17 protein-coding genes and 3 pseudogenes are annotated in these 23,783 nt (G+C 73.1%); 13 read left to right on the top strand and 7 right to left on the bottom strand.

From position 1 onward, the window contains the following. The 3 genes from TU30_RS10795 to glgB form a co-directional block, all read left to right on the top strand. Positions 1-992, top strand: a 992-nt coding sequence (locus tag TU30_RS10795; RefSeq protein WP_042167811.1) for an alpha-glucosidase C-terminal domain-containing protein, incomplete at its 5' end; no start/stop codon positions are given. A gap of 95 nt (positions 993-1,087) precedes the next feature. Continuing rightward, positions 1,088-2,545, top strand: coding sequence for a maltokinase (locus TU30_RS10790; RefSeq protein ID WP_042167706.1), 1,458 nt, complete (start codon positions 1,088-1,090; stop codon positions 2,543-2,545). 32 nt (positions 2,546-2,577) lie between these two features. Next, positions 2,578-5,055 carry a 1,4-alpha-glucan branching enzyme gene (glgB, locus tag TU30_RS10785; RefSeq protein WP_078878218.1) on the top strand — a complete coding sequence of 826 codons (2,478 nt, stop codon included), beginning with the start codon at positions 2,578-2,580 and terminating at the stop codon, positions 5,053-5,055. A 28-nt stretch (positions 5,056-5,083) separates the two neighbouring features. On the opposite strand, the gene TU30_RS10780 is transcribed toward glgB, so the two are convergent. The 4 genes from TU30_RS10780 to TU30_RS10765 all read right to left on the bottom strand — a co-directional run bounded on the left by TU30_RS10780 (position 5,084) and on the right by TU30_RS10765 (position 9,837). Then, a complete protein-coding gene (locus tag TU30_RS10780) occupies positions 5,084-7,366 on the bottom strand; it encodes an AAA family ATPase (protein WP_042167806.1) in 2,283 nt (760 codons plus the stop codon). Between the two features lie 125 nt (positions 7,367-7,491). Next, positions 7,492-7,824, bottom strand: a complete 333-nt coding sequence (locus TU30_RS10775; protein WP_304951810.1) for a co-chaperone YbbN — start codon at positions 7,822-7,824, stop codon at positions 7,492-7,494. Continuing rightward, a complete protein-coding gene (locus tag TU30_RS10770) occupies positions 7,821-8,246 on the bottom strand; it encodes a MerR family transcriptional regulator (protein WP_042167701.1) in 426 nt (141 codons plus the stop codon). Before TU30_RS10770 ends, TU30_RS10775 begins: the two co-directional genes overlap by 4 nt. Before the next feature lie 190 nt (positions 8,247-8,436). Continuing rightward, positions 8,437-9,837, bottom strand: a complete 1,401-nt coding sequence (locus TU30_RS10765) for a cation:dicarboxylate symporter family transporter (protein ID WP_042167699.1) — start codon at positions 9,835-9,837, stop codon at positions 8,437-8,439. A gap of 158 nt (positions 9,838-9,995) precedes the next feature. Here TU30_RS10765 and TU30_RS10760 point away from each other — a divergent pair, with 158 nt between their 5' ends. From TU30_RS10760 to hypE, 8 genes and pseudogenes are all read left to right on the top strand, one after another. Beyond that, positions 9,996-11,642: a sensor histidine kinase gene (locus tag TU30_RS10760; protein WP_042167696.1), complete on the top strand. Its 1,647-nt coding sequence runs from the start codon at positions 9,996-9,998 to the stop codon at positions 11,640-11,642. Further along, the gene (locus TU30_RS10755) at positions 11,639-12,328 is read left to right on the top strand and encodes a response regulator (RefSeq protein ID WP_042167693.1); all 690 of its coding nucleotides are present in this window, start codon (positions 11,639-11,641) and stop codon (positions 12,326-12,328) included. Before TU30_RS10760 ends, TU30_RS10755 begins: the two co-directional genes overlap by 4 nt. Before the next feature lie 297 nt (positions 12,329-12,625). Further along, a pseudogene (locus TU30_RS10750) lies at positions 12,626-13,192 on the top strand (nickel-dependent hydrogenase large subunit); the annotation flags it as partial. Between the two features lie 601 nt (positions 13,193-13,793). Next, positions 13,794-14,456, top strand: coding sequence for a DUF5947 family protein (locus tag TU30_RS10745; protein WP_042167688.1), 663 nt, complete (start codon positions 13,794-13,796; stop codon positions 14,454-14,456). Next, complete coding sequence (locus TU30_RS10740) at positions 14,453-15,106, top strand: DUF6084 family protein (protein ID WP_042167686.1); 654 nt, start codon at positions 14,453-14,455, stop codon at positions 15,104-15,106. The genes TU30_RS10745 and TU30_RS10740 overlap by 4 nt, the downstream gene beginning before the upstream one ends. Continuing rightward, positions 15,103-16,296 (top strand): annotated as a pseudogene (locus TU30_RS10735) (hypothetical protein); the annotation flags it as partial. The gene TU30_RS10740 and the pseudogene TU30_RS10735, both read left to right, overlap by 4 nt. After that, positions 16,292-16,720: pseudogene (locus TU30_RS33905) on the top strand (hydrogenase formation protein HypD); the annotation flags it as partial. The pseudogenes TU30_RS10735 and TU30_RS33905, both read left to right, overlap by 5 nt. Next, complete coding sequence (gene hypE / locus TU30_RS10730; protein ID WP_042167683.1) at positions 16,713-17,816, top strand: hydrogenase expression/formation protein HypE; 1,104 nt, start codon at positions 16,713-16,715, stop codon at positions 17,814-17,816. The pseudogene TU30_RS33905 and the gene hypE, both read left to right, overlap by 8 nt. A 14-nt stretch (positions 17,817-17,830) precedes the next feature. On the opposite strand, the gene TU30_RS10725 is transcribed toward hypE, so the two are convergent. The 3 genes from TU30_RS10725 to TU30_RS10715 all read right to left on the bottom strand — a co-directional run bounded on the left by TU30_RS10725 (position 17,831) and on the right by TU30_RS10715 (position 19,693). After that, positions 17,831-18,043 (bottom strand): hypothetical protein, encoded by a 213-nt coding sequence (locus TU30_RS10725; protein WP_042167680.1) that lies wholly within the window; start codon positions 18,041-18,043, stop codon positions 17,831-17,833. A gap of 4 nt (positions 18,044-18,047) precedes the next feature. Then, complete coding sequence (locus TU30_RS10720; RefSeq protein ID WP_042167678.1) at positions 18,048-18,290, bottom strand: DUF6400 family protein; 243 nt, start codon at positions 18,288-18,290, stop codon at positions 18,048-18,050. A 377-nt stretch (positions 18,291-18,667) separates the two neighbouring features. Then, on the bottom strand, positions 18,668-19,693 hold the full coding sequence (locus TU30_RS10715) for an ATP-dependent 6-phosphofructokinase (protein ID WP_042167676.1): 1,026 nt from the start codon (positions 19,691-19,693) through the stop codon (positions 18,668-18,670). A 721-nt stretch (positions 19,694-20,414) separates the two neighbouring features. On the opposite strand from TU30_RS10715, the gene pta reads away from it, so the two are divergent. Both pta and TU30_RS10705 read left to right on the top strand, forming a co-directional pair. Beyond that, complete coding sequence (pta, locus tag TU30_RS10710; protein ID WP_042167674.1) at positions 20,415-22,529, top strand: phosphate acetyltransferase; 2,115 nt, start codon at positions 20,415-20,417, stop codon at positions 22,527-22,529. Beyond that, a complete protein-coding gene (locus TU30_RS10705; RefSeq protein WP_042167671.1) occupies positions 22,526-23,734 on the top strand; it encodes an acetate kinase in 1,209 nt (402 codons plus the stop codon). Before pta ends, TU30_RS10705 begins: the two co-directional genes overlap by 4 nt. The last annotated feature ends 49 nt before the right edge of the window (positions 23,735-23,783 follow it).

The raw sequence follows: 23,783 nt of genomic DNA, 5'->3' as shown, positions 1-23,783 counted from the left end.
CGCACGCCTTCCTCAAGCGGGTGCGCAAGGAGATCGACGCGCAGTACCCGGACACCGTGCTGCTGGCGGAGGCGAACCAGTGGCCGGAGGACGTGGTCGACTACTTCGGCGACTACGCCGTCGGCGGCGACGAATGCCACATGGCCTTCCACTTCCCCGTCATGCCCCGCATCTTCATGGCCGTACGCCGCGAGTCCCGCCACCCCGTCTCCGAGATCCTCGCCAAGACCCCCGCCATCCCCTCGGGCTGCCAGTGGGGCATCTTCCTGCGCAACCACGACGAGCTGACCCTGGAGATGGTCACCGACGAGGAACGCGACTACATGTGGGCCGAGTACGCCAAGGACCCCCGCATGCGCGCCAACATCGGCATCCGCCGCCGCCTCGCCCCGCTCCTGGACAACGACCGCAACCAGATCGAACTCTTCAACGCCCTGCTGCTGTCCCTGCCCGGCTCGCCGATCCTCTACTACGGCGACGAGATCGGCATGGGCGACAACATCTGGCTCGGCGACCGCGACGCCGTCCGCACCCCCATGCAGTGGACCCCCGACCGCAACGCCGGCTTCTCCTCCTCCGACCCCGGCCGGCTGTTCCTGCCCACGATCATGGACCCGGTCCACGGCTACCAGGTCACCAACGTCGAGGCATCCATGGCCTCACCCTCCTCACTGCTGCACTGGACCCGCCGGATGATCGAGATCCGCAAGCAGAACCCCGCCTTCGGCCTCGGCACCTACACCGAACTCCCCTCCTCCAACCCCGCCGTCCTCGCCTTCCTCCGGGAGTACGAGGACGACCTGGTCCTCTGCGTCAACAACTTCTCCCGCTTCGCGCAGCCCACCGAACTCGACCTGAGCGCCTTCGAGGGCCGTCACCCGGTCGAACTGTTCGGCGGGGTGCGCTTCCCGGCCGTGGGAGCACTGCCGTACCTGCTCACCCTCGGGGGCCACGGCTTCTACTGGTTCCGCCTGCGCGGGGACACCGCGTAGCACGCAGGGAACCCGGGGTGGGGCGGTTTCTCCCGCCCCGCCCGGGGCACGCATCAGTAACACCCCGACGATCCCGGGGAAAGGACGCGACTGAAATGTCGGAAGCCGTCATACGTACGGTCGCACCCCCGCCCGGCCTCCTTGTGTCGCTGGATCCACTGCTCAGGGAATGGCTGCCGCGACAGCGCTGGTTCGCGGGCAAGGGGCGGCCGGTCACCGGGTTCACCCTGGTCGCGGCCACCGAGCTGCTGCCGCCCACCGCCCGGCTGGGCCTGTACCACCTGCTCGTCCGCGCCCACCAGCCCGACCCGTCCGTCCCACCCGGTTCGCCCGCCCCCGAGGGCGGCGCCGCCCGCCCCGGTGACTGCTACCAGCTGCTGATCGGGGTGCGTGAGGCGCTGCCGCCCCGGCTGGCGAACGCGCTGATCGGGCACATGAGCGAGGGCCCGCTCGCCGGACGGACGGTCTACGAGGCCCTGCACGACGCCCGGCCCGCCGAACTGCTCCTGGAGGCCCTGCGCACCCGGGCCCGGATCGGCGTTCTGCGCTTCGAGCGGGACCCGGGGCAGGAGATCCGGCCCGGTCTGGTGCCGCGCCTGATGACGGTCGAGCAGTCGAACTCGTCCGTCGTCTACGGGGACGCGTTCGTCCTGAAGCTGCTGCGCCGGATCGTGCCCGGGGTCAACCCCGATCTGGAGCTGCCGCTGGCGCTGGCCCGCGAGGGCTGCCCGCGGGTGCCGCCGCCCACGGCGTGGCTGGTCGCGGACCCGGACCCGGCCGACCCCGGTGAACCGCATGTGCTGGGTGTGCTCCAGCCGTACGTGCAGGGCGCGACGGACGGGTGGGAGCTGGCGCTGCGGGAGCTGGCCAAGGGTGAGGACTTCGTCGCCGAGGCGCGCGCGCTGGGACGGGCCACCGCCGAGGTGCACACCGCGCTGGCCCGCGCGCTGCCGACGGTCACCCTGGGCCACAGCCGGCTGCGGATCATGGTCGCCGGCATGGCCGAGCGGCTGGCGGCGGCCGTCCGGGCGGTGCCCGCGCTGCGGCCGTACGCGGCCGGTCTCGGCTCGGCGTACACCGCGCTGGAGGACCTGGCCGCCGAGGGGCAGACCTGGACCGCTCAGCGGGTGCACGGCGATCTGCATCTCGGCCAGTGCCTGCGGTCCCCGGCCGGGGGCCCCTCCCACGCTTTCGGCGGTGGGGGAGAGTGGTCGCTGATCGACTTCGAGGGCGAGCCGGCCCGGCCGCTCGCCGAGCGGCGGATGCCGCAGCCCGTGGTCCGGGACGTGGCCGGCATGCTGCGGTCCTTCGACTACGCGGCCCGCTCCGTGGACCCGCCGCAGCCGGACTGGGCCGAGCACTGCCGGGCGGCCTACTGCTCCGGCTACGCGGAAGCGGCGGGCAGGGACCCGCGCACCGATCCCGTGATGCTGCGCGCCTACGAGACGGACAAGGCCGTCTACGAGGTGCTGTACGAGGCCCGGCACCGGCCTCAGTGGCTCCCGGTCCCGATGGCGGCGGTGCGCAGACTCGCCGGCACCGACCAGATCTGACCCGCCCGCCCTTCTCTCAGGAGGCCCCGTCCGTGACCCCCCGTCCCGAGTCCAGCGGTTCGCATCCGGAGCAGCCTGCCGAACAACGGCCCGCCGAGCCGCCGGCGTCCGCGCGGGAGAAGAAGCCCGCGGCAGCCGAGGAGATGTCCGAGAAGGGCGGCTCGAAGAAGGGCGCCGGGAAGAAGAGCACGGCGAAGGAGACCGCGACGAAGAAGGGCGCTTCGAAGCAGGGCAGGGCGAAGAAGGCCAGGGCCGTGCAGGTGCCGGCCTCCGGCACGGGCCCGGAGGCCGGCCGGCTCGCCCCGCCGGAGGCGGAGCTCGCGGTCTCCCCCGCTCTGGGCACCGCCGACCGGGAGCGGCTGCTGGACGGCACACACCACGCCCCGCACACGGCGCTGGGCGGGCATCCGGTGCCGGGCGGGGTCGCCTTCCGGGTCTTCAAGCCGTACGCCCTGGCCGTGACCGTGGTCTCCGGGGGCCTCACCGTCGAGCTGCACGACGACGGGAGCGGGTTCTTCTCGGCACTGCTGCCGCTGCGGGAGGTCCCGGCCTACCGGCTGCTCGTGGCCTACGAGGGGACGGTGCGGGAGGTCGAGGACGCGTACCGGCTGCTGCCCACGCTCGGCGAACTCGATCTGCACCTGATCGGCGAGGGGCGGCACGAGGAGCTGTGGACGGTGCTCGGCGCGCACCCCATGACCCACCAGGGCGTGCGGGGCACCCGGTTCGCGGTGTGGGCGCCGAACGCGCGCGGGGTACGGGTGGCGGGCGGCTTCAACTTCTGGGACGGTACCGGGCACCCCATGCGGTCACTGGGCTCGTCCGGGGTGTGGGAGCTGTTCGTGCCGGGGGTCGGCGAGGGTGAGCTGTACAAGTTCGACATCACCCGGCCCGACGGTTCGAGGACCCTGCGCGCCGACCCGATGGCACGGCGTACGGAGGTCCCCCCGGCCACCTCGTCGGTCGTCACGTCGTCGCGGTACGCGTGGGGGGACGCCGAGTGGCTGGAGCGCCGCGCCCACGTGCCCGCGCACGAGGCGCCGCTCTCGGTGTACGAGGTCCACCTGCCCTCCTGGCGACCGGGCCTGACGTATCGGCAGCTTGCGGACCAGCTCCCCGCGTACGTGAAGGACCTGGGGTTCACGCACGTCGAGCTGATGCCGGTCGCCGAGCATCCCTTCGGCGGCTCCTGGGGCTACCAGGTCACCGGTTTCTACGCGCCCACGGCCCGTCTCGGCACTCCGGACGACTTCCGGTACCTGGTCGACGCCCTGCACCGGGCCGGCATCGGCGTGATCATGGACTGGGTGCCGGCGCACTTCCCGCGTGACGCGTGGGCGCTGGCCGAGTTCGACGGCCGGCCGCTGTACGAGCACGCGGACCCGCTGCGGGCGGCCCATCCCGACTGGGGGACCCTGGAGTTCGACTTCGGGCGGCGCGAGGTGCGCAACTTCCTGGTGGCCAACGCCGTGTACTGGTGCGAGGAGTTCCACATCGACGGGCTGCGCGTGGACGCCGTCGCCTCGATGCTGTACCTCGACTACTCGCGCGAGCCCGGACAGTGGCAGCCGAACGAGCGCGGCGGCCGGGAGAACCTGGACGCGGTGGCGTTCCTCCAGGAGATGAACGCGACGGTGTACCGCAGGGTGCCCGGTGTGGTGACGGTCGCGGAGGAGTCCACGGCCTGGGACGGCGTCACCCGGGCCACCCATCACGAGGGCCCGAGCGGTTTCGGCGGGCTAGGCTTCGGGCTGAAGTGGAACATGGGCTGGATGCACGACTCGCTGGAGTACATGAGCCACGAGCCGGTGCACCGCAGGTACCACCACCACGGGATGACGTTCTCGATGGTGTACGCGTACAGCGAGAACTACGTGCTGCCGATCTCGCACGACGAGGTCGTGCACGGCAAGCGGTCACTGGTCTCGAAGATGCCCGGCGACTGGTGGCAGCAGCGCGCCGGCCTGCGCGCCTACCTCGGCTTCATGTGGGCCCACCCCGGCAAGCAGCTGCTGTTCATGGGACAGGAGTTCGCGCAGGGAGCGGAGTGGTCCGAGCAGCACGGCCCGGACTGGTGGCTGCTGGACCCGGCGTACGGGGCCGAGGCCGACCACCGCGGGGTGCGCGACCTGGTGCGCGACCTGAACACCGTGTACGGGCACACCCCGGCGCTGTGGCAGCGGGACACCGAGCCGGCCGGGTTCCGGTGGGTGGCCGGGGACGCGGCCGAGGACAACGTGCTCGCGTTCCTGCGGTACGACCGGGACGGCACCCCGCTGCTCGCGGTGTCCCACTTCGCCCCCGTGGTCCGGCACGACTACCTCGTCGGTGTCCCGGACGGCGTGCCCGCCTGGCACGAGGTCCTGAACACCGACGCGGGCCGCTACGGCGGCGGCGACGTCACCAACCCGGACCCGGTCAAGCCGGAGCCGCAGGGGCGGCACGGCTTCCCGGCGAGCGTCCGGCTGACCCTGCCGCCCCTGGCCACGGTCTGGCTGCGCCCGGCCTGACCGGTCCGGCCGTCGCCGGGCCCTCCTGTCATGCCAGCGTGTCCGCCAGCGGTTTCGGCAGCGGCCCGGTGTGCAGGACGCCGAGCCGCTGGGTGGCGCGGGTCAGCGCCACGTACAGGTCGCTGGTGCCGTAGCGCCCCGGTTCGACCACGAGGACGGAATCGAACTCCAGGCCCTTGGCCTGCCGCGGGTCGAGCAGCACGACCTCCTGCGTCAGGTCGGGCTCGGCGCCCGCCGTCACCCCGTCGAGGCGGGCGGCCAGGGCGCGGTGCAGGTCGCGCGGGGCGATGACCGCGAGCCGGCCGCCCTGGGGCCCGCCGAACTCCGCGACGGCCTTGGCGACGGCACCGGGCAGGTCGTCGGTGGCGCGGGCCCAGGGGCGCACGCCGGTGGAGCGGACCGAGCCGGGCGGCTCGAAGCCGGGGTGTTCGGCACGGACCACGGCCGCCGCGACGTCCATGATCTCGGCCGGGGTGCGGTAGTTGACGCCGAGCCGGGTGTGCTCCCAGCGGTCCTCCACGTACGGGGCGAGGATGTCCGCCCAGGAGCCGCCCCCGGCCGCCTCCGCGGTCTGCGCCGGGTCGCCGACCAGGGTCATCGAGCGGGTCGGGCTGCGCCGCATCAGCAGCCGCCAGGCCATCGGCGACAGTTCCTGCGCCTCGTCGACGATGATGTGCCCGAACGCCCAGGTGCGGTCGGCGGCGGCCCGTTCGGCGGCGCTGCGGTGGTCCTCCTCCTCGTGCCGCTCGGCGAAGCGTTCGGCGTCGATGATGTCGTGCGCGGACAGCACCTCGGAGGATTCGGGGTCGTCGTCCTCCTTGTCGTCGAACTCGAAGGTCCGCGAGGCGTACGACACGTCCAGGACGCCCTGGGCGTACGCGATCCGCGTCCGCCGCTCCCGGTCGGCCCGCTCGCGCACCCACCGTTCGTCCTCGCCGAGGAGTTCGGCGGCCTCGTCGAGCAGTGGCACGTCGGCGACGGTCCAGTGCCGGGTCACCGGGCGGCGTATCGCGGCGGCGTCCTGGGCCGGGAGGAAGTCCTCGGGTGCGGCGAGGAAGTCGGCGATCAGCCGCTGCGGGGTGATCCGGGGCCACAACCGGTCGACGGCGGACCACACGTCGGGGTTCTCGGCGAGTTCGTCGCGGATCTGGGTGATGTCGCTGGGGTCGAGCAGGTTGGTGCCGTCGTACGGGTCGGTGCCGATGCGTTCGGCGACCATGTCGGTGAGCGCGTTGAGGATGTGGCCCTCGAAGTACTCGCGGGACGCGTTGTGCGGCAGCTTGGCGGCGCGGGTGCGTTCGCGGGCGACCCGCACCAGGCCGTCGTCCAGCATCAGGATCTCGCGGTCGTGCTCGATGGTGATCACCGGGTCGGGCAGCGCCTGCCGGCTGCGGACGACCTCGGTCAGGACGTCCGCCATGTCGGCCCGGCCCTTCACCGCGGCGGCCTCGGGCGTGTCCGCCCGGGTGGCCTTCACGCCGGGGAACAGCTCGCCGACGGTCGCGAGGAGCACGCCGGTCTCGCCCAGGCTGGGCAGCACCTCGCCGATGTAGCCGAGGAACGCCGGGTTGGGGCCGACGATCAGCACGGCGCGGCGGGCCAGCAGCTCGCGGTGCTCGTAGAGGAGGTAGGCGGCGCGGTGCAGGGCGACGGCGGTCTTGCCGGTGCCCGGGCCGCCCTCGACCACCAGGACACCGCGGTGCGGGGCACGGATGATGCGGTCCTGGTCCGCCTGGATGGTGCGGACGATGTCGCCCATGCGGCCCGTGCGCGCGGAGTCGAGCGCGGCGAGCAGCACGGCGTCGCCGGTCGGGTCCTCGTGGCCGGTACGGGTCTCGTCGCCGAGGTCGAGGATCTCGTCGTGCAGGGCGGTGACCGTGCGCCCCTCGGAGGTGATGTGCCGCCGGCGCCTCAGCCCCATCGGGGTGTGGCCGGTGGCCAGGTAGAAGGGGCGGGCGACGTCGGCGCGCCAGTCGACGAGGACGGGGGTGCGCTCGGCGTCGTCGGCGCGCAGGCCGATCCGGCCGATGTGGTGGGTGTCGCCCGAGGAGAGGTCGATCCGGCCGAAGCACAGCGAACCGTCCACCGCGTTCAGCGCCGCGAGCAGCCCGGACCGCTCGGCGACGAGGATGTCCCGCTCCAGCCTGGCCTGCATGGGCGTGTTGCCCTGCCCGAGCGCGTCCGTGAGGGACACCTCGGTGTCACCGCGCAGGGCGTCCACGCGTGCGTACAGTCCGTCGATGAATTCCTGTTCCTGCCGGAATTCATGGTCCGGATATTCGCTGTTTGACAATTCTGCTCCCGCCCGGATACAGTGTGCCCACTGAACTTCTTTGCGACTCAATTCTGTTGAAGTCGCGAGTCAACGAATATACGCAGAGGAAACCCCCGGGCGCAATTACCCGGGGGTTTCCTCTGTGCGGCGCCGGTGCCGGCTCAGATCACCTCGCCCAGTTCCTCGAGCAGCCGCCGCTTGGGCCTGGCGCCCACCATCGACCGCAGCGGCTCACCTCCTCGGAACACCACGAACGTCGGCATCGACAGCACCTTGTACGCGTTGGTGGTGTCCGGGTTGGCGTCCACGTTCAGCTGGACGACCTTCAGCCGCCCGCTCTCCTCGGCGGCCAGCGCGCTCAGCACCGGTGCCATCTGCCGGCACGGCGGACACCAGTCGGCGGTGAACTCCACCAGCACCGGCAGCGACGATTCGATCACCTCCGCCGCGAAGTCCGCGTCGGTCACTTCCCTCACGTCTTTCGCCCTGCTCACCTGTGCCCTCCCAGTTCGCACACCGGTTCCGGACCTCCCGGAACCGCGGCGTCGGCCGCCAGTTCGTCGCGTGCCCTCTCCGCCCGCGCCAACTGCTCCCCGACGCTCGCCCGTACGGCCCGCAGCTCGCCGATGAGCGCGTCGAGTTCGTCCAGCTTGCGCCGGTAGACCGCGAGCGAGGCGGGGCACGCGTCGCCCTTCGGGTGTCCGGCCCGCAGACACTCCACGAAGGGCCGGGTCTCCTCCAGCTCGAACCCGAAGTCCTGCAGCGTCCGGATCTGCCGCAGCAGATTCAGGTCGCTCTCCTCGTACGTCCGGTGGTTGTTGCCCGTACGCCGCGCGGGCAGCAGTCCCCGTGATTCGTAGTACCGCAGCGTCCGCGTGGTGGTCCCGGCGCGTGCGGCCAGCTCGCCGATTCGCATACCGGTGAACGTAAGCCCTGACGTCGGCGTCAGGGCAAGGCGGGACGGGACGGTTCCGGGTCCCGGCCCGGAACCGGAACGGAAAAGGGCCGAGCGGCCGGGCTCACGGGGGAGGGAGTCCGGCCGCTCGGCGGCGGGGGGGGGGAGCACTGGGGCGCCGGCCCCTGTGCGGCAGGCAGGGGCCTGTGGGTCAGGCCTTGGCGAGTTCCTTCTCGCCGCCCGGTGCGGGGGCCCCGGCGGGGTCGGCGGGATCGGCGGGGTCGTCGTTGCCGTGCTCGTCGAGCAGGGTGGCCTCGTCGAAGGGGAGGGTGCCGGAGAGGACCTGTCCGACCCGCTCCTTGTCGATCTCCTTGGTCCAGGTGCCGATCAGCACCGTGGCGACCGCGTTGCCCGCGAAGTTGGTCAGGGCGCGGGCCTCGCTCATCAGGCGGTCGATGCCGACGATGAGACCGATGCCGTCCACCAGGGCCGGCTTGTGCGACTGCAGGCCACCGGCCAGCGTCGCGAGGCCGGCACCGGAGACACCGGCGGCGCCCTTGGAGGCGACCAGCAGGAAGAGCAGCAGCGGGATCTGCTCGCCGATCGACATCGGCGTGCCCAGGGCGTCGGCGATGAACAGCGAGGCCATGGTCATGTAGATCATGGTGCCGTCGAGGTTGAAGGAGTAGCCGGTGGGGACGGTGATGCCGACGACCGGCTTGCTGACGCCCAGGTGCTCCATCTTCGCGATGAGCCGCGGCAGCGCCGACTCGGACGAGGAGGTGGACAGGATCAGCAGGAACTCACGGCCCAGGTACCTGAACAGCGACCAGATGTTCAGCCCCGCGACGATCCGCACCAGCGCGCCGAGCACCACGAAGATGAACAGCACACAGGTGATGTAGAAGCCGAGCATCAGCACCGCGAGGCTCTTCAGCGCGTCCACGCCCGAGGCTCCGGTGACGGCGGCCATGGCGCCGAAGGCACCGACCGGGGCAGCCCACATGATCATGGCGAGGACCCGGAAGACCAGCCGCTGGATGTGCTCGATGCCGCGCAGGACCGGCTGGCCGGCCTTGCCCATGGCCTGCAGCGCGAACCCGCACAGCAGGGCGACCAGCAGGGTCTGCAGGACCTCGCCCTGGGTGAAGGCGGACACGATCGTGGTCGGGATGATGCCGAGCAGGAAGTCGGTGGTGGACTTGGCCTCCGCGTCGACCTGGGCCTGGCCCGTCTCCTTGACCGCGTCGGTGACCGCGAGCCCCGTTCCCGGGTCCAGGATGTTGCCGACGACCAGGCCGATGCCGAGCGCGACCAGCGACATCACCAGGAAGTAGCCCATGGCGATACCGCCGACGGCGCCGACCTTGGCGGCCTTCCGCACGGAGCCGATGCCCAGCACGATGGTGCAGAAGATGATCGGCGAGATCATCATCTTGATCAGGTTCACGAACCCGGTGCCGATCGGCTTCAGCTCGACCGCGAAGCCGGGGGCCAGCAGGCCGACGGCGACGCCGAGGGCGACCGCGATGATCACCGCGATGTAGAGATAGTGCGTGCGGTCCCGCTTCACTGGGGGAGCGGCAGGTGCCGTATCGGCTGTGCTGGTCACGGCGGCCTCCTTGACGACGTCGTCGGCATCACCGGCGTGCGGCTCACGTCCGGGGGATGAGGGTCGGGGGGGACTGCCGTGACTATGTCCTGCCCTGTGAGCGCGGTCACCCTTACGTTCATTGAGTTCGCGCCCGCAGGGGGATGCACACTGACGGGATGCGCATCGCCCTCCCGAAACCCCGCAGCCTCGCGGCCCAGCTCTTCGCCATGCAGGCGGTGCTGATAGCGGTGCTCGTGGTGGGATACGCCTTGGTCAGCCACGTCGGCGACCGCAGCCAGGCGGAGGACGCGGCGGGCCGCCAGGCCACGGCGGTGGCCCTGTCCGTCGCGGACTCGCCCTCGGTGCGGGAGTCGATCCGTACGGCCGACCCCTCGGCGACGCTCCAGCCGTACGCGCTGGCGGTGGTGCGCGACACCGACGTCGACTTCGTCACGATCATGGATCCGCGGGGCATCCGCTGGACCCACCCCGACCCGGACCAGATCGGCCTGGCGTTCCGCGGCCACACCGCCGCCGCTCTCGAGGGGCGCACCTTCACCGAGACGTACACCGGCACCCTCGGCCCGTCCGTCCGCGCGGTCACCCCGGTCCTGGACGGCGACCGGATCGTCGGTCTGGTCAGTGCGGGGATCCGGGTCGAGGAGATCAGCCAGCGCGCGCAGGGCCAGCTGACCGCCCTGCTCGCGGCCGCGTCCGCCGCCCTGGGGATCGGTGCGATCGGCACGTACGTGATCAACGCCCGGCTGCGCCGGCACACCCACGGGATGAACGCGTCCGAGCTCAGCCGCATGCACGACTACCATCAGGCCGCGCTGCACGCCGTGCGCGAGGGGCTCCTGATGCTGGACGGGCAGTACAGGGTGGCGTTGATCAACGACGGCGGCCGGGAGCTGCTGGGTGTGGGGCCGGAGGAGGACGTGGTGGGCAGGTCGGTCGCGGAGCTCGGGCTTCCGGCGGCGCTGACGGGCGCGCTGCTCGCCTCCGCGCCCCGGGTCGACGAGGTGCATCTGACGGCGGACCGGGTGCTGGTGGTGAACACCTCGCCGGTGTCCGGCGGTGAGCAGCGCGGAACCGTGGTGACCCTGCGCGATGTGACCGAACTCCAGTCGCTGATGGGCGAGCTGGACTCGGAGCGCGGCTTCACCCAGGCGCTGCGCTCGCAGGCGCACGAGGCGGCGAACCGGCTGCACACCGTCGTCTCGCTGATCGAGCTGGGCCGGGCCGAGGAGGCGGTGGACTTCGCGACCGCCGAGCTGGAACTGGCCCAGGCGCTCACCGACCAGGTGGTGGCGGCGGTGGGCGAACCGGTCCTCGCGGCGCTGCTGCTGGGCAAGACCGCCCAGGCCAACGAGCGGGGCGTGGAGCTGGTGGTCACGCCGGACAGCCGGCTGGACGACGGGCTGCTGCCGGACACCCTGCCCGCCCGGGACCTGGTCACCATCCTGGGCAACCTGATCGACAACGCGGTGGACGCCGCGCTGGGCGGCATGAATCCCCGGGTGACGGTCACCGCCCTCACCGACGCCCGCGCGGAGCTGATCCTGCGGGTGTCCGACACGGGTCCGGGCGTGGACCCGGACCACACCGAGGCGGTCTTCCAGCGGGGCTTCACGACCAAGCCGTCCGGGCCGGGTGGCCGGGGACTGGGCCTGGCGCTGGTGCGGCAGGCGGTGAGCCGCCACGGCGGCACGCTGACGGTGACGTCGGCACAGGACGGCGGCGCCCGCTTCGAGGCACGCCTCCCGCTGCGGACCCCGACGGCCGGTGCCGGCGCCGGCCGCGCCCGGGGAGGCACGGCATGAGCGGCACGCGCCCCATCCGTGTCCTGGTGGTGGAGGACGACCCCGTCGCCGCCGGCGCCCACGTGATGTACGTCGGCCGGGTGCCGGGGTTCGTCGCCGTCGGCAAGGCGGCGACGGGCGCCGAGGCACGCCGGGTGCTGGAGCGCACCCCCGTCGACCTGCTCCTGCTCGATCTGCACCTGCCCGACGTTCACGGACTCCAGCTGGCCCGTTCCCTGCGGGCTGCCGGGCACCACGCGGACGTCGTCGCGGTGACCTCGGCGCGGGACCTGGCGGTGGTGCGCGAGGGCGTGTCCCTGGGTGTCGTCCAGTACGTGCTGAAACCGTTCACCTTCGCGACGCTGCGGGACCGTCTGGTGCGGTACGCCCAGTTCCGGGCGTCGGTGGGCGAGGCCAGCGGCCAGGACGAGGTGGACCGCGCGCTGGCCGCCCTGCGCGCCCCCGGACCGGCCGCCCTCCCCAAGGGTCTGAGCGCACCCACCCTGGAACGCGTGACCCTGGCCCTGCGCGACGCCGACGAGGGCCTGACGGCCAGCGGCGTCGCCGAGGCCGTCGGCATCTCCCGCATCACGGCCCGCCGCTATCTGGAACACCTGGTCGAGGCGGGCCGCGCGGCCCGCCGCCCCCAGTACGGCACCGTGGGCCGGCCGGAGCTGCAGTACCGGTGGGTGGCGTCCCCCTCCTGAGCCGAAGGCAGGAGGACACCGGAACGTGCGGCCCGCGCGCCCGCGCGCCCGCGCGCCCGCGCGGCCCGGTGTCCGTGGTGGCGGTGCTGAGCATGGGGTTCGTCGACCGGGTGGTCGGCTGCGGGGCGTAGGAGGCCACCACCGAGGTCACCCGGTTGGCCGTACGCCGCGCCGGCCGTCCCGCGGCGCGGCTCCGCGCCGCCGCGAAGAGGGCGGGGCCCGGGCGCGGCAGGGCCGGCAGTCCGTCGGCCCTGCCGCGCCCGTGGTGAGCGGGAACTCGCCCGGATGCCGCGTGCCTCCACCGGCCACAGCGTCCTGATCAACCTGCCGCGCACGATGACCAGGCCCGAGACCACCTTCGAGTGGAAGATCCCCCGGTGGAGCAACGCGCTGGAGCGCAACCGCGCCCGCACGTACTTCCAGGCCTACGCGGCCGCCGTCGCCCTGCACTGCGCGGAGAAGGGACTCGAGGAGGTACGCGCCGGACGCACCCAGACCTGGGAGAAGTTCGAGGTGCCCGACGAGGCCGTCGGCGTCGGCTTCACCGAGGCCGTAGGGGGAGTGCTCTCGCACCACATGGTCATCCGCGACGGAAAGATCGCCAACTACCACCCGTATCCGCCGACCCCGTGGAACGCCTCCACCCGCGACACCTACGGCACCCCCGGCCCCTACGAGGACGCCGTGCAGAACACCCCGATCTTCGAGGAGAACCCGCCGGAGAACTTCAAGGGCATCGACATCATGCGCGCGGTGCGCAGCTTCGACCCCTGCCTGCCCTGCGGCGTCCACATGTACGTCGGTGGCGGCAGGACGGTGAAGTCGATGCACGTGCCCACCGGTCTGAGCGGCCTCGCCGGATGAGCGGGGCGACCGGAGCAACCGCGGTGACCGCCGAACAGGCCGGCCGGCAGGTCGGAACTGCTCGACCGGCTCGCGGAGACGGGCGACGCCCAGGTGTGCGCGGCGGCGGAGGAACTGGTCCGCGCCCTGATGGAGTTCTACGGCGCAGGGCTCGCCCGGGTGGTCGACCTGCTCGGGCGACCCTCGGAAGGGCCGCCCGCCAGTGCGTGGGACGGCCTCCTGGGCGATGAGCTCGTCGCGGGCCTGCTGAACCTGCACGGGCTGCACCCGGAGGATGTGCACGCCCGGGTCGGCCGCGCCCTGGCAGGCCTCCCGTACCCCGTCGAGAACGCGGGATTCGACCCGGCGACCGGCGTCCTGCGGCTGCGGGCGACCGCCTCGACGGGCTGCGGGCGACCCAGCACACGGGAGTCCGTCCGGCAGGCGGCCGTCGACGCCCTCGCGTGCTTCGCCCCGGAGGTGACGGACGTGGACCTGGAGCCGGCCGCCGCACGCGAGCCCGCGCTGCTCCAGATCGGCAACGGCCCGCCGCGCACCGCCGCGGACGGCCGCGGACGGCCGCGGACGGCCGCTCGTCGGCCGCCGTCCGTCGAGCGCGCCCGTGACCGGCCCGGGGCAGCCGCGGCGGACCGCCGGGCCGAAAGGGCTGCGCCGTTTCGCCGCCCCGCGCCGGCCCCGCGAGGAGCGGTGCGAGCTGTGCGCGGCGTCCCTCGCCGGCGAACGCCACCCGCACCTGGTCGACACCGAGAAACGGGCACTGGTCTGCGCCTGCGGTCCGTGCTTCCAGCTGCTGGACGGCCCGGGCGGCGCGGAAGGCCCGAGGGGACGCTTCCGGGCGGTCCCCCGCCGCTTCCTGGGCGATCCCGGCCACCGCATCGACGACAACGCCTGGGAACTGCTGCGGATCCCGGTCGGCGTCGCCTTCTTCTTCCGCAACTCCGCCCTCGACCGGCTCGTGGCCCTCTACCCGAGTCCCGCCGGAGCGACGGAGAGCGAACTGGAGCCGTCGTCCTGGCAGACGGTGCTCGCCGCGACCCGCCTCGCCGAACTGCTCGAACCCGATGTGGAGGCCCTGCTGCTGCGCCGCCACGAGGGCCGCACCGACTGCTTCCTCGTGCCGGTCGACCTCGCCTACGAGCTGGTGGGCCGGATGAGACTGCGCTGGCAGGGCTTCGACGGCGGCGCCGAGGCCCGGGCCGAACTCGAGGCCTTCTTCACCCACGTACGGGACCAGGCGCGCGAGGCGGGAGGAAGCCGTCCGTGACCGAGTTCTCCTTCAGCTGCACCGGAGTACGCGCCGACGCGTACGCGGCCGGCCCGACACTGGTGTTCCGGCTGCGGATCACCGCGTCGGAGGGCACCCGGGTCCACGCCCTCGCGCTGCGCTGCCAGATCCGTGTCGAACCGGCCCGGCGCGGATACGGGGACGAGGAGGCCGAGGCGCTGGCCGACCTGTTCGGTGAGCGCTCCCGCTGGGGCAGCAGCCTCAACCCGGTGCAGTTCGCCCAGGTCTCGGTGATGGTCCCCGGATTCACCGGCGAGACCGAGACGGACCTGGTCGTGCCGTGCACGTACGACACCGACATCGCGGCCACCCGCTATCTGCGTGCCCTGTCCGGCGGGGAGGTGCCGCTGCTGATGCTGTTCTCCGGCACCGCCTTCACCGGCGCCGGCGGATTCCACGTGGAGCCCGTCCCCTGGGACAGGGAGGCCGCCCACCGGATGCCGGTGAAGGTCTGGGAGGAGATGATCGAGCAGCACTTCCCGGGCTGCGGCTGGATCCGGCTGCCGCGGGCCTCCGTGGACGCGCTGCTCGCCTACCGGTCGCGCCACGCGCTGCCGTCGTGGCAGGCGACCGTCGAGTCGCTTCTCGACGCGGTGGGAGAGAACGCGGCGGAAGAGCGGACACCATGACGACCGCCGTGTTCACCCGGGACACCGAAGCCCGGCTCGCCGTAGCCCGGCAGGTCGCGGACGCCGTCCTCTTCGAGGGCTATGTGCTCTATCCGTACCGGGCGTCGGCCGCCAAGAACCGACTGCGCTGGCAGTTCGGCGTGCTCGTCCCGCCCGCCTGGTGCGCGGCGGCCGGGGAGCACGCCGCCCAGCACACCGAATGCCTGATGGAACCGAAGCGCGGCGCCGCACTCGCCGTCGAGTTCCGCTTCCTGCACACCCAGCGGCGCGTCGTCCAGCGGGCACGCGCCGACGGGACGTACGAGACGGTGCGCGAACTGCGCCTCGACGACCGGGTCCTGGTCCCCTGGGACGAGGGCCGGGAGGAGAAGGTCGCCTTCGTGCTGCCGGTGGCCGAACCGACCGGCGCCGAGGTGGCCTTTCCGTTCACCCGGGCCGCGGCCGAGGAGACGGAGCCGGTCACGGACGGGCGGCCGGTCGGGCGCCTGGTCCGCCGCCGTGAGGAGATCAGTGGCGTCGTCCGGGTCTCCACCACCGAACTGGAGGGCCCGTACCGCACACGACGGCTGCGTGTGGTCGTCGAGAACACCAGCTCCCGGCGTCCCGACGACGCCGGCGACCGCGACGCGGCACTGCCGCACTCGCTGGTCGCCGGCCACACCCTGCTCCACCTGGACGCCGGGGCGTTCCTCTCGATGACGGACCCGCCCGAATGGGCCAAGGACGCCGTCGCCGCCTGCCGCAACCTGCACACCTGGCCGGTGCTCGCCGGCGAACCGGGCCGGGCCGACCTGGTGCTCTCCTCACCGATCACCCTCGAGGACCACCCGGCCATCGCACCGGAGAGTCCCGGCGCCCTCTACGACGCGACCGAGATCGACGAGATCCTGGCGCTGCGCACCGCCGCCCTCACCGACGAGGAGAAACGCGAGGCCAGGGGCACCGACGCACGCGCCGCGGCCGTGATCGAGCTGGCGGACACCATGCCGCCGGAGGTCCTCGAACGGCTGCACGGCGCGGTGCGGAGTCTGCGGGAGGTCACCGGTGCGCCGGACGCGCCGGCCGGCGCACCGGACGACGGGCCGGGGGTGTTCCGGCCCGGGACCCCCTGGTGGGACCCGGGCGGCGACACCGCGGCCGATCCCGCCCGGGACCACGTCACGGTCGGCGGCCGGGCGGTACGCGCGGGCTGCGCACCGCGTCGACAACGCCTATCCGCGGGCCGTGCGCCCGGAGGGCAACCCCGCGGCACGGGCCGTGCTCGACGACGTCTTCGAGGTCACCGACCGCGCCTGGCGCGGCATCGGTGTCATCCCGGACAGCGGCTGGCGACTGTCCGGGCGCTACCGCGACCACGACGCCGAGCACCGCTTCGCCGTCGACGGCATCACCACCCGCGAACCGGCCGCCTGCCGCAGCGGCGAAGTGCTGCAGGGGCTGCTCAAGCCGCACGAGTGCGAGGCCTTCGGCACCACCTGCACCCCGCGCACACCGCTCGGCGCCACCATGGTCTCCAGCGAGGGTGCCTGCGCCGCGTACTACCTGTACCGGCGGCTCGACCTGTCCACCCCGGCGACGCCGGACGCGTCCCTGGAAGGCAGCCCCGTTGTCTGACACCACCGGCACCGTCCCCGGAGCCGTCCGGCCTGCCGGGGACACGCGCCCGGACCTGCTCGCCCGGACCTGTCCCGTACCGCTGCGCGACCAGCCGCGGATCGTCATGGGCCACGGAGGCGGCGGGGCGCTGTCCGCCGAGCTCGTCGAGCAGGTCTTCACCCCTGCGTTCGGCGGCCCGGCACCGGCGGCACTGACCGATTCCGCCGCCCTGGAGCTCGGCGGGGCACGGCTGGCCTTCTCCACGGACTCGTTCGTGGTGCGTCCGCTGTTCTTCCCCGGCGGCAGTATCGGGGACCTCGCGGTCAACGGCACCGTCAACGACCTCGCCATGAGCAGTGCCCGCGCCGCCTACCTGTCCTGCGGCTTCATCCTCGAGGAGGGCACCGCCACGGACGTCGTGGGGCGGGTCGCCGCGGCGATGGGCGCCGCCGCGCGGGCCGCAGGGGTGGAGGTGGTCACCGGTGACACCAAGGTCGTCGAGGCCGGCCACGGCGACGGCGTCTACATCAACACCTCCGGCATCGGACTGATCCCGGCGGGAGTGGACCTGCGGCCGGAGCGGGTCGTTCCGGGTGACGCCGTCCTCGTCAGCGGGGCGATCGGCGTGCACGGTGTGGCGATCATGAGCGTGCGGGAGGGGCTGGAGTTCGGGGTGGAGATCCTGAGCGACTGCGCGCCGCTCGGCGGCCTCGTCGAGGCGATGCTCGCCGTCACCCCCGACCTGCACGCCCTGCGGGACCCCACCCGCGGCGGGCTGGCCGCCTCGCTGAACGAGATCGCCGCCGCGTCGGGCACCGGGATCGTGGTGCGGGAACGCGCCGTGCCGGTCCCCGAGGCCGTCACCAACGCGTGCGCGCTGCTGGGGCTGGACCCGGTGTACGTGGCCAACGAGGGGAAGCTCGTCGCGTTCGTGCCGCCCGGGCACGCGGACGCGGTCCTGGCCGCCATGCGGGCGCACCCCCTGGGCGCCGGCGCCGCGGTGATCGGCGAGGTGACCGACGCGCACCCCGGTATGGTCGTCGCCCGCACCGCGCTGGGCGGGACCAGGGTGGTGGACCTGCCGCTCGGCGAGCAGTTGCCGCGGATCTGCTGAGCTCGTGAGGTCCGTCAGCCGCGGGCCCGGGTGTCCACCGTCCACAGGTGGGTGCATCCCGGGCACTGCAGGTGGACCCGCGGGCCCTCGTTGCGCAGGAGGTACCGCCAGTGGGTGGGGCAGTTGCGCCGGTCGGCGCAGACGCCGCAGTCGCGGGCGTCGTCGCAGCCCGGGCAGGCGAGCCAGGCCCGGCGCGCCCGGTCCGCCTGGGGATCGATGGGCAGCATCGTCTCAGGGCTCCCGGACCGTCGTCGGCAGCACACCGGCCGCGACGAGCGTGTCGTACGTGCGCTGCTGTGCCGGGTCCAGGTCCGAGTACAGCAGCGCGGTGGCGGCGTCCTCGGCCTCCAGCGCGGCGACGGGATCCCAGCCGGCTCCGAGCGCCGCGACGACCTCGGCCCGGCGCCGCGCTTCTCCGGCGGTCAGGTCGAGGGTGAAGGGGAACAGGTGGTCGGGAGCGTCGGGCTGGTCCATGCGTACGCCTTCACGTGGCACGAACTGCTTGAAAGCCACATGTACCAGTCGGCGTCCGGCCGCCGGAAGGAGGTGTGACGGATCCCATCGCCGGCCGGGCGCACCCACGGTTTCCGCCTCGGCCGGGCCTCTGGCCGGCGCCCGGACACGGGCCCGCGAGGACGTGGCACGAGCCGGACCCCGCCGGGTGCGCCCGCGTCTCGCGCCGGGCGGACGGTCAGGGGGCGAGGAGACCTGGGGCGACGGCGGCCCGGGGCGGCGGCCCGGAGTTCTCCAACCGGGCCGCCGGGTGGCCCCGGACGGCGGTCGAGGAGCGGCACAGGAGGAGCGGCCCAGGGGAACCGCGCAGGTGCCGCCCCGGCCGCCGGACCGTCCCGTCAGTAGACCGACTCGGCCTCGTCCATCCGGTCCTTCGAGACCGTCTTCAGCTCGGTGACGGCCTCCGCCAGCGGGACCATCACGATGTCCGTGCCGCGCAGCGCCGTCATCCGGCCGAACCGCCCCTGGTGCGCGGCCTCCACCGCGTGCCATCCGAAGCGCGTGGCGAGCACCCTGTCGTACGCGGTCGGGGTTCCGCCGCGCTGGATGTGGCCGAGGATGACCGGCCTGGCCTCCTTGCCGAGGCGCTGCTCGAGCTCGTGGGCCAGCGCCGTGCCGATGCCCTGGAAGCGCTCGTGGCCGAACTTGTCGATCTCGCCCTTGCCGTAGTCCATGGTGCCGTCGGCGGGGTGGGCGCCCTCGGCGACGCAGATCACCGCGAACTTCTTGCCGCGGGCGAACCGTTCCTCGACCATCTTCACCAACCGGTCCGGGTCGAAGGCGCGTTCGGGCAGGCAGATGCCGTGGGCGCCGGCGGCCATGCCGGACTCCAGGGCGATCCAGCCCGCGTGCCGGCCCATGACCTCGACGACCATGACCCGCTGGTGGGACTCGGCGGTGGTCTTCAGCCGGTCCATCGCCTCGGTGGCGACGCCGACGGCGGTGTCGAAGCCGAAAGTGCGGTCGGTGGAGGAGATGTCGTTGTCGATCGTCTTCGGGACGCCGACCACCGGCAGGCCCGCCTCCGACAGCATGTGCGCCGCGGTGAGCGTGCCCTCGCCGCCGATCGGGACGAGCGCGTCGATGCCGAAGTCCCGGATCATGTCCGAGGCGTTCTCGCAGGCCTCGCGGAGCCGGTCGCGCTCCAGGCGGGAGGAGCCGAGTATGGTGCCGCCGCGGGCCAGGATGCCGCTGACCGCGTCGAGGTCGAGGGTGCGGTAGCGGCCGTCGAGCAGGCCCGCGTAGCCGTCCTCGAAACCGATGACCTCGTCGCCGTAGTTGTCGACCGCTCGGTGCACGACCGACCGGATCACTGCGTTCAGGCCGGGGCAGTCGCCGCCTGCGGTGAGAACTCCGATACGCATCGTGCAGTCGTCTCCTGGTCGCTGGAATACCGGTGAGGCATCTCCGATTCTCCCATGCCGCCCGAGGCACCGCGGCCCCGTCCCTTCCCCGGCGCCGATCACCCCGCCGCCCCCGTCCTGCCCCGTGCCCCCGGCCCGGGCCGGCTCCCCCGGCTGCCGGTGGATTCGGTCTGGTGTCGCGGGCCCCGCGCGCCGGTGGCCGGCGGCGCCGGGCGCGCTCCGGCCGCCACCGTGACGCATTCCCGGAACGTGTCACGGCCGACGGACCCGTCCCCCTGGCCCGCCGGATCGGCCGACAGCGTCCGCCTCCCCTCCGGGCCTCGCCGGAACCCTCCCGCCCGGGCCCCCGTTCCGGGGACTTTCGTACGGAGCACCGGACCGGGGAACCGGGCCCGGAGCCGGGCCCGCGAGCCCGGCGTGATCCGGACGGGGGCCGCCGCACGCACCGGGCCCCGCCCGCCCGGGCCGGGTTCGCCGCCCGCTGCCGCCGACGCGTTCCGCCGGACGGGCCCCGTCCCCTTCCGGCTTCCCGGGCCGCCCCGGGAAGCCGCGTGTTCGTCTCCCCGTCCCGCCCCCGGCCCTCGGGCGGGCACCCCCACCAGCGGCGGAGGTACTGTCGAGGAGGATCCGCGCGCCCCGGCGGGCGGGCGTCGGCCGGCGCCGGGAGGCCCCGGTCCGCAGGGCCCGAAGCACCGCGAGACCCCGACGAAACGGAGCACGCGTGACCCGCAGTGTGTACGTCACCGGAATCGACCGTGGCGACGGCCGCCAGGTCGTCGAACTGGGAGTGATGGAACTCCTGACCCGGCAGGTCGACCGGGTGGGCGTCTTCCGTCCCCTGGTGCACGACGGCCCGGACCGCCTCTTCGAACTGCTGCGCGCCCGCTACCGGCTCACCCAGGACCCGGCGACCGTCTACGGCATGGACTACCAGGAGGCGTCCGCCCTCCAGGCCGACCGCGGCACCGACGAACTGGTGTCGACGCTGGTCGACCGGTTCCTCCCGGTCGCCCGCGAGTACGACGTCGTCCTCGTCCTCGGCACCGACTACGCCGACACCCAGTTCCCCGACGAGCTGTCCCTGAACGCCCGCCTGGCCAACGAGTTCGGCGCCTCGGTGATCCCGGTCGTGGGCGGCCGGAAGCAGACCTCCGAGTCGGTGCGCGACGAGACCCGCAACGCCTACCGCGCCTACCACACCCTGGGCTGCGACGTGCTCGCCATGGTGGTCAACCGGGTGGCCCGCGAGGACCGCGACGAGATCGCCGAGCGGCTCGCCCCGCGGCTGCCCGTGCCCTGCTACGTCGTCCCCGACGAACCCGCCCTCGCCGCCCCCACGGTGGCCCAGATCGCCCACACCCTCGGCGCGAAGGTGGTGCTGGGCGACGACTCCGGGCTGGCCCGCGACGCCCTGGACTTCGTCTTCGGCGGCGCCATGCTGCCCAACCTCCTCGCCGCCCTGACCCCCGGCTGCCTGGTCATCACCCCGGGCGACCGCGCCGATCTGGTCGTCGGCACGCTGGCCGCGCACAGCGCCGGCACCCCTCCGATAGCCGGCGTGCTGCTCACCCTGGACGAGGTGCCCGCCGACCGCGTCCTCACGCTCGCCGCCCGGCTCGCCCCCGGCACCCCGGTGCTGTCGGTGCCCGGCAACAGTTTCCCCACCGCCGAGCAGCTGTTCTCCCTGGAGGGGAAGCTGAACGCGGCCACCCCGCGCAAGGCGGAGACAGCGCTCGGCCTCTTCGAGCGGTACGCCGACACCGTCGAACTCACCCGGCGGGTCTCCGCGCCCAGCAGCGACCGGGTGACGCCGATGATGTTCGAGCACAAGCTGCTCGAACAGGCCCGGTCCGACCTCAGGCGGGTCGTCCTGCCCGAGGGCGACGAGGAGCGGGTGCTGCGCGCGGCCGAGGTGCTGATGCGCCGGGGCGTGTGCGACCTCACCCTGCTCGGGCCGGTCGACCGCATCCGCAAGCACGCCGCCGACCTCGGCATCGCCCTCGGCGACACCCAGCTGATCGACCCGGCCGCGTCCGAACTGCGCGACGCCTTCGCCGAGAAGTACGCCGCCCTGCGCGCCCACCGGGGCGTCAGTCTCGAGCTGGCCTACGACGTCGTCTCGGACGTGAACTACTTCGGCACGCTGATGGTGCAGGAAGGGCTCGCCGACGGCATGGTGTCCGGCTCGGTGCACTCCACGGCCGCGACCATCCGCCCGGCCTTCGAGATCATCAAGACCCGGCAGGACGCGTCCATCGTCTCCTCCGTGTTCTTCATGTGCCTGGCCGACCGGGTCCTGGTCTACGGCGACTGCGCGGTCAACCCCGACCCGGACGCCGAGCAGCTCGCCGACATCGCCGTGCAGTCCGCGGTCACGGCCGCGCGGTTCGGGGTGGAGCCGCGGATCGCGATGCTGTCGTACTCGACGGGTACGTCCGGCTCCGGCGCCGACGTCGACAAGGTGCGCGAGGCGACCGAGCTGGTCCGCGCGCGCCGCCCCGACCTGCGGGTCGAGGGGCCGATCCAGTACGACGCGGCCGTGGAGCCGTCGGTCGCGGCGACCAAGCTGCCGGGCTCCGAGGTCGCCGGGCAGGCGACCGTGCTGGTCTTCCCCGACCTGAACACCGGCAACAACACCTACAAGGCCGTGCAGCGCTCGGCCGGCGCGGTCGCGGTCGGCCCGGTGCTCCAGGGCCTGCGCAAGCCGGTCAACGACCTGTCCCGGGGCGCCCTCGTCCAGGACATCGTGAACACCGTCGCCATCACGGCCATCCAGGCCCAGTCCCCCGCACCGGCCCCGTCCCCCGCACCGAGCCAGAAGGCAGCGTCCCAGTGAGCACCCGTGTCCTCGTCCTCAACTCCGGTTCCTCGTCGGTGAAGTACCAGCTGCTGGACATGAGGGACCGCGGCCGGCTCGCGGCCGGCCTGGTCGAGCGGATCGGCGAGCGGACCTCCCTGGTCCGGCACACGCCGTCGGCGTCGGGCGGGGCGCCCAGGGAGCGGACCGGCCCGGTCGCCGACCACGCGGCCGCCCTGAAGGCGATGGCCGAGGAGCTGGCCGCCGACGGGCTGGGGCTCGACTCCCCCGAACTGGCCGCGATCGGGCACCGGGTGGTGCACGGCGGGATGCACTTCACGGAGCCGACGGTCGTCGACGACGCGGTGCTCGCCGAGATCGAGCGGCTCATCCCGGTCGCCCCGCTGCACAACCCGGCCAACCTGACCGGCATCCGCACCGCGATGGCGCTGCGCCCGGACCTGCCGCAGGTCGCCGTCTTCGACACCGCCTTCCACACCACGATGCCGGAGTCCGCCGCCCGCTACGCGATCGACGTGGCGACCGCCGACGAGCACCGGATCCGCCGCTACGGCTTCCACGGCACCTCGCACGCGTACGTGTCCCGCCGGACGGCCCGGCTGCTCGGGAAGGCACCCGAGGACGTGAACGTCATCGTGCTGCACCTGGGCAACGGCGCGTCCGCGTCGGCGGTGCGGGGCGGGAGGTGCGTGGACACCTCGATGGGGCTGACGCCCTTGGAGGGGCTGGTGATGGGTACCCGGTCGGGAGACATGGACCCGGCCGTCATCTTCCATTTGACGCGCGTTGGCGGAATGTCCGTCGACGAGATCGACACTCTCCTCAACAAGAAGAGCGGTCTGGTCGGTCTGTGCGGTGACAACGACATGCGGGAGATCCGGCGCCGGATCGACGCGAGCGACGAACAGGCGAAACTCGCGTTCGACATCTACATTCACCGTCTGAAGAAGTACATCGGCGCCTATTACGCCGTTCTCGGCCGGGTGGACGCGGTGGCCTTCACCGCCGGGGTCGGCGAGAACGCCGCCGAGGTGCGGGAAGCGGCCGTGGCGGGCCTGTCCGGGCTGGGCCTGGAGATCGACGCGGGGCGCAACGGCGCGCGCGGCGACGGGCCGCGGCTGGTCTCGCCCGAGGGTGCGCGGGTCGCGGTCGCCGTGGTACCGACGGACGAGGAAATGGAGATCGCCACCCAGACCTACGCCCTGGCCGGAAAGGACAACTGAGCGGCGACCGCCTCATGTGTCCCTTCCGCCAGACGGAATATTCCGGAGC

It is taken from the genome of Streptomyces sp. NBRC 110035, from assembly GCF_000829695.1.
GTDB lineage: Bacteria > Actinomycetota > Actinomycetes > Streptomycetales > Streptomycetaceae > Streptomyces.
Note: the sequence above shows the minus strand (reverse complement) of the source record. Positions and strands in the feature narration are given on the sequence as shown.

What these genes read in the sequence shown, in the direction of transcription:
- TU30_RS10790 (WP_042167706.1), top strand. Translation starts at nt 1,088, where the DNA reads ATGTCGGAAGCCGTCATACGTACGGTCGCACCCCCGCCCGGCCTCCTT.
- TU30_RS10770 (WP_042167701.1), bottom strand. Translation starts at nt 8,246, where the DNA reads ATGCGAATCGGCGAGCTGGCCGCACGCGCCGGGACCACCACGCGGACG.
- TU30_RS10760 (WP_042167696.1), top strand. Translation starts at nt 9,996, where the DNA reads ATGCGCATCGCCCTCCCGAAACCCCGCAGCCTCGCGGCCCAGCTCTTC.
- TU30_RS10755 (WP_042167693.1), top strand. Translation starts at nt 11,639, where the DNA reads ATGAGCGGCACGCGCCCCATCCGTGTCCTGGTGGTGGAGGACGACCCC.
- TU30_RS10725 (WP_042167680.1), bottom strand. Translation starts at nt 18,043, where the DNA reads ATGCTGCCCATCGATCCCCAGGCGGACCGGGCGCGCCGGGCCTGGCTC.
- TU30_RS10720 (WP_042167678.1), bottom strand. Translation starts at nt 18,290, where the DNA reads ATGGACCAGCCCGACGCTCCCGACCACCTGTTCCCCTTCACCCTCGAC.
- TU30_RS10715 (WP_042167676.1), bottom strand. Translation starts at nt 19,693, where the DNA reads ATGCGTATCGGAGTTCTCACCGCAGGCGGCGACTGCCCCGGCCTGAAC.